Annotated in this window: 3 protein-coding genes; all 3 read right to left on the reverse strand. The window is 64.9% G+C overall.

Features of this window, described 5'->3' with window-relative positions; genetic code table 11:
* A partial coding sequence (locus WA702_RS14075; RefSeq protein WP_425111140.1) for an efflux RND transporter permease subunit occupies positions 1-3,113 on the reverse strand: 3,113 nt, incomplete at its 3' end.
* Positions 3,114-3,152: 39 nt separating this feature from the next.
* Entirely contained in the window at positions 3,153-4,379 is a 1,227-nt protein-coding gene (locus tag WA702_RS14080; RefSeq protein WP_425111143.1) for an efflux RND transporter periplasmic adaptor subunit, read from the reverse strand.
* A 184-nt stretch (positions 4,380-4,563) separates the two neighbouring features.
* Positions 4,564-5,769: CoA transferase (locus WA702_RS14085; protein WP_425111142.1), on the reverse strand; the 1,206-nt coding region annotated here is incomplete at its 5' end.

The following is a 5,769-nucleotide window of genomic DNA, read 5'->3' on the forward strand; positions in this document are numbered from 1 at the left end:
GCGCGGCGGGAGAAGAACGAGATCAGCACCGGCAGCGTCACCAGGATCACGATCGGCGCCAGCATCATGCCGGTGACGACGACGACCGCGAGCGGCTTCTGCACCTGCGAGCCGATGCCTCCCGACAGCGCGGCCGGCAGCAGGCCGACGCCGGCGACGACGCACGTCATCAGCACCGGGCGGAGCTGCAATTCGCCGGTACGTATCACCGCGCTCACGCGGTCCATGCCTTCGTCGATCAGCTGATTGAACTGCGACAGGATGATGATGCCGTCCATCACGGCGATGCCGAACAACGCGATGAAACCGATCGCCGCGGAAACGCTGAAGGCCGTGCCTGTGATCAGGAGTCCGAGCACACCGCCGAAGATCGCCATCGGAATCACGCTCATGGCCAGCAGCGTGTCGACCATCGAGCCGAAATTGAACCACAACAGCACCGCGATCAGCGCAAGGCTGATCGGCACCACGATCGAGAGCCGCTTGATCGCGTCCTGCAGATTGCCGAACTCGCCGACCCATTCGACGTGCGAGCCGGGCGGAAGCTGCACCTGCTCGGCGACCTTCTCCTGCGCCTCTCGGATCGCGCTGCCGAGATCGCGCTCGCGCACCGAGAACTTGATCGGCAGATAGCGCTCCTGCTGCTCGCGGTAGATATAGGCCGCACCCGAGACCAGCTTGATGGTCGCAACCTCGCTGAGCGGAATCTGGGTGATGCCGTTCGGCCCCTGCACGCCGATCCGCAAGTTCTCGATCGCTTCCGCGCTCTTGCGATATTCAGGCGCGAGACGAACGATGATCGGGAAGTGACGGTCAGAGCCGGGCTCGTAGAGATCGCCCGCGGTATCGCCGCCGATCGCGACCTTGATGGTGGCGTTGATGTCGCCGGGCGACAGCCCATAGCGCGCCGCCTTGGCCCTGTTGATGTCGATCTGCACGGTCGGCTGCCCGAGCGAGGTGAACACGGCGAGATCGGTGATGCCCTGCACGGTCGACAACACCTGCTTGATCTTGTTGGCGGTGTCGGTGAGCGCCTGCAGATCGTTGCCGTAGAGCTTGATCGAGTTCTCGCCCTTCACGCCGGAGACGGCTTCGGAGACGTTGTCCTGAAGATATTGCGAGAAGTTGAACTCGACGCCCGGGAAGCGGTCGTCGAGCTGCTTCAGGAGTTCGGCGGTGAGCACGTCCTTGTCATGAGTGCCCGGCCACTCGCTGACCGGCTTGAGCGGGGCGAAGAACTCGGCATTGAAAAAGCCGGCGGCGTCGGTGCCATCGTTGGGACGGCCGTGCTGCGACACCACCGCCTCGACCTCGGGCCGGGCGCGGATCATCTTGCGCATCTCGTTGACGTATTGGTTGCCTTCCTGCAGCGAGATGGTCGGCGGCAAGGTGGCCCGGATCCACAGATTGCCCTCCTCCAGCTTCGGCAGGAATTCCAGGCCCAGCAGCCGGCCGAACACCAGCGTCATGATGACGAGGCCGACCGCGCCGGCCATGACGATCTTGCGGCTCCCCACCGCCCAGCGCAGCGCCGGCGTGTAGATCCGATGCAGGAAGTGCATCAGCCGCGTTTCCGTTTCCTCCACATGGGCCGGCAGGATGATCGCGCTCAGGGCCGGGGTGACGGTAAAGGTCGCAAGAAGTCCGCCGGCCAGCGCATAGGCATAGGTGCGCGCCATCGGCCCGAAGATGTTGCCCTCGACGCCGCTCAAGGTGAACAGCGGCAGGAAAGCGGCGATGATGATGGCGGCGGCGAAGAAGATCGAGCGCGACACGTCGGCCGCGGCCGAGAGGATGCCGTGGCTCTTCATCCCCATCACGGTCTCGGCCGAGATGTGGCTCTGCTCGGCCTCCGACAATGGCGTGGTCTGGGTCAGGCGACGGAAGATCGCCTCCACCATGATCACGGTGGCGTCGACGATCAGGCCGAAATCGATGGCGCCGACCGACAGCAGGTTCGCGGACTCGCCGCGCAACACCAGGATGATGACGGCAAAGAACAAGGCAAAGGGAATGGTGGCGCCGACGATCAGCGCGCTGCGGAGGTCGCCGAGGAAGATCCACTGCAGCAGCACGATCAACAGGATGCCGACCACCATGTTATGCAGCACGGTGTGGGTCGTGGTGTCGATCAAATCCTTGCGGTCGTAGATGCGCTCGATATGGACGCCGGGCGGCAGGATGGTGGAGTGATTGATCTGGTCGACCAGCTGCTCAACGCGGGCGATGGTCGGCGACGACTGCTCGCCGCGGCGCATCAGCACGATGCCCTGCACGATGTCGTTGCTGTCGTCGAGGCCGGCGATGCCGAGCCGCGGCCGCTCGCCCACGGTGACATTGGCGACGTCCTTGACCAGCACCGGGTTGCCGCCGCTCGAGGAGACCATGGTGTTGGCGAGATCGTCCATCGAGCGGATCAGGCCGACGCCGCGCACCACCGCGGACTGGGTGCCGATGTCGACCGTGTTGCCGCCGACATTGATGTTGGAATTGGAGACCGCCTGCAAAAGCTGCGGCAGGGTCAGGCCGTTGGCGACCAGCTTGTTGAAATCGACCTGGATCTCATAGGTCTTGGTCTTGCCGCCCCAGCCGGTGACGTCGATCACGCCCGGCACCGAGCGGAAGCGCCGCTGCAGCACCCAGTCCTGCAATGTCTTGAGGTCGAGCACGCTGTAGCCGGGCGGCCCCTTCAGCCGGTAACGATAGATCTCGCCGATCGCACTCAACGGCGAGATCCCCGGCGTGACGTTGCCGGGCAGCGGCGCGAGCTGCGACAGCCGGTTCAGAACCTGCTGCAGCGCCTCGTCATAGGTGTAGTCGAACGAGAACTGCAGCTTGACGTCGGAGAGGCCGTACAGCGAGATCGTGCGGATGGTGCGCAAATTCTTGATGCCGGCGACCTGGGTCTCGATCGGGATCGTGATGTAACGCTCGATCTCCTCGGCGGAGAGGCCGGCGCTCTGCGTCACGACGTCGACCATCGGCGGCGTCGGATCGGGATAGGCCTCGATGTTGAGCTGCTTGAACGCGATCAGGCCGCCGATCAGGATGACGACGAACATGCCGACCATCAGGAAGCGGCGCTGGACGGCAATTGCGACGAGGCGATCCATTCAGGTCGACGCTTTCATGGCCGGAACGAAATAGCCATGTCAGCTTCCCGACGCCGCGCGATCGATGAACAGGCTGCCCTTGGTCACGATCTGCTCGCCGGCGTTGAGGTTACCCTCGACCGCGACGAGATCGCCATTGACGAGGCCGGTCTTGACCTTGCGCAGCTCGATCGAATGATCAGGATGCGCGATCCAGACCCGGACCTGATCGCCCTCATAGATCAGCGCCTGGCGGGGCACCGCCACCGCCGGATGATCGCCGGGCGAATAGATGGTGACGTTGGCAAACATCTCGGGCTTGAGCAGGCCGTCCTTGTTGTCGATGGTGGCGCGGACCAGCAGCCTGCGCGTAGTGGGATCGATCGCCGCCGACACATAGTCGATCTTGGCCTTCAGGGGATGGTCCGGCAGCGCCATCACGTTGACCGAAATCTCCTGCCCGACCGAGACCAGCGCCGCGTCGCTCTCACGCACGAAGGCGACCAGCCACACGGTCGAGAGATCGCCGATCACGAAAACCGGATCGCTGGCGCCCGAATTGACGTATTGCCCGGGACCGACCTTGCGCTGCACGACGGTGCCCGAAATCGGCGAGTTGATGGTGATCTCGCGATCGATCGTGCCCTTGTTCTGGAATTGCGTGATCGCAGCGTCGGTGAAGCCGAGAATGCGCAGCTTGTTATTGGCGGCCTCGAGCGCGGTCTGGGCCGAGCGCATGTCGTTCTGGGCCTGCACAAAGGTAGCCTCGGCCTGCTGGAAGTCCTTCAGCGGGATCGCCCTGCCCTCGAACAAATCCTTGGCACGCTTGTCCTGAATCTCGGCGAGATCGAGCGCCGACTTGGCCTTGTTGAGCGAGGTGATGGCGGTGATGAAATCGTTCTGGGCCTGCACGGTGTCGGCGGCCTCGATCACGAACAGCGGCTGGCCCTGCTTGACGCTGTCGCCCGGCTTGGCGAGCAGCCTGGTGACGCGGCCGGCATACGGGGAAAATACGGGGGTCGAGCGATCCTCGTCGACCGCGACCTTACCCTCGGTGACGTGCTCGGCGCGGAAGACCTTCTCCTTCACCGGCTCGATCGTCAGCGTCGCCCATTCCGATGGCGAAGGCGTGAAGTTCTGCGCCCCCTTGCGCGACTGGCTGGAGAGCTCGGAGTTCTCCTTCGGCGCCTTGCTGCCCTGCAGATAGGCGTAAGCACCCGCACCGGCCAGCGCCAGCACGATCGCGCCCACGACGAGGCGAGAGGCAAAGCGCCTGCTCCCCGGCATTTGCGTCTGTGGGTTCGATTGTGTCGCCATGGCCCTGATCACGCGCGCGATGATTCCAGCAATGGCGGCCTCATCTGTGCGCTAATAGTGCGGAACTGGCGTTTCAAACAACCTAAAAATGGCCAATTCGGCTGCTGTTTTGCTTAAAAAATTGACATGTAGATGACAGCCGTTCAGCACCCATTCATCGGATGTCGGCCACCGGCGGCCATTGCGGCGCATCGTGACCGAGCGGGACCGCCGGTCGCACCCAGAACGCCGGCGTTCTCGACAGGATCGCGGCATGGCTGACGGCGCTGAGCGAGCCGAAGCCGGAGGGCATGTCCGCGAGATACGGCCGGATCGCCGCCCCGTTCAAATCCGGGGTTTTCAGGCCGTCCGCCACCCGGCCAAGCTCCCACAGCCAGCGGCCGGTCTGCGCCAGCGATACCCGGACATGCCAGCTGCCGCCTTCACGCGACTGGCGCAGGCGGGCCATCATCGCGCCTGTTGCCATCAGATAGCCGGTGGCGTGATCCAGCATCTGTGCCGGCAATTCCTTCGGTCCATCGACGCCAGCCGCCTGTCCCTCGGCATGATTGAAGCCGGTTGCGGTCTGCACCAGCGAGTCGAAGCCGCGCCGCTCCGCCCACGGCCCAACATGGCCATAGGCCGACAACGAGACGTTGATGATGCCGGGCGAGATCGCCGCCACGTCGTGCGGCGCAAAGCCGAGCGCAGCCAGCGCCTGCGGCCGGTAGCCTTGCGAGAAGATGTCGGCCTCGCGCAGCAGATCGCGCAAGCCTGCCCGCCCCTGCTCGCTCTTCAGGTCGAGGTGACAGGAGAGCTTGCCGCGACCGGTGTCGATCACGAGCCAGGGAATGGCGGGCAGATCGGGGCTCGCCACCAGCATGACGTCGGCGCCATGGGCAGCCAGCGTGCGCCCCGCAACGGGGCCGGCGATGACGCGGGAGAGATCGAGCACGCGAAGGCCGGACAGCGGACGATCGCCGGCGGGCGCAGGCCAAGGCTTCGGCGGTGCCTCGCCGATCTTCTCGATGGTCAGCACCGGCAGTTCGGCCAGTGCCGTGGCCTGAGGCAGCGCGCGCCATTCGTCGTAGGAGCGCATCAACGACACCACGCCACCGGCGGCGTAGGCTGCGGTTTCGAATGCCTCGCCCTGCCATGTCATCAGCGCGGCCTGCACGGCCTCGCGTTCGGCCGCGCAGGACAGCACCTTGCAGACGGCGTCGCGATGATGCGGAAAATTAGTATGCAGTCGGACGAAGCGGCCGTCGCCCGTCTTGTAGACACCGGCGATGGCGTCCCAGGCCGGTGGCGGCGGCTCACTATTGCGGCGCAGATAGCGCTCGGACCGGCATTCGACCACGGCGTGGCGCATGTCGACGGT

This window comes from Bradyrhizobium sp., from assembly GCF_049798375.1.
Lineage (GTDB): Bacteria > Pseudomonadota > Alphaproteobacteria > Rhizobiales > Xanthobacteraceae > Bradyrhizobium.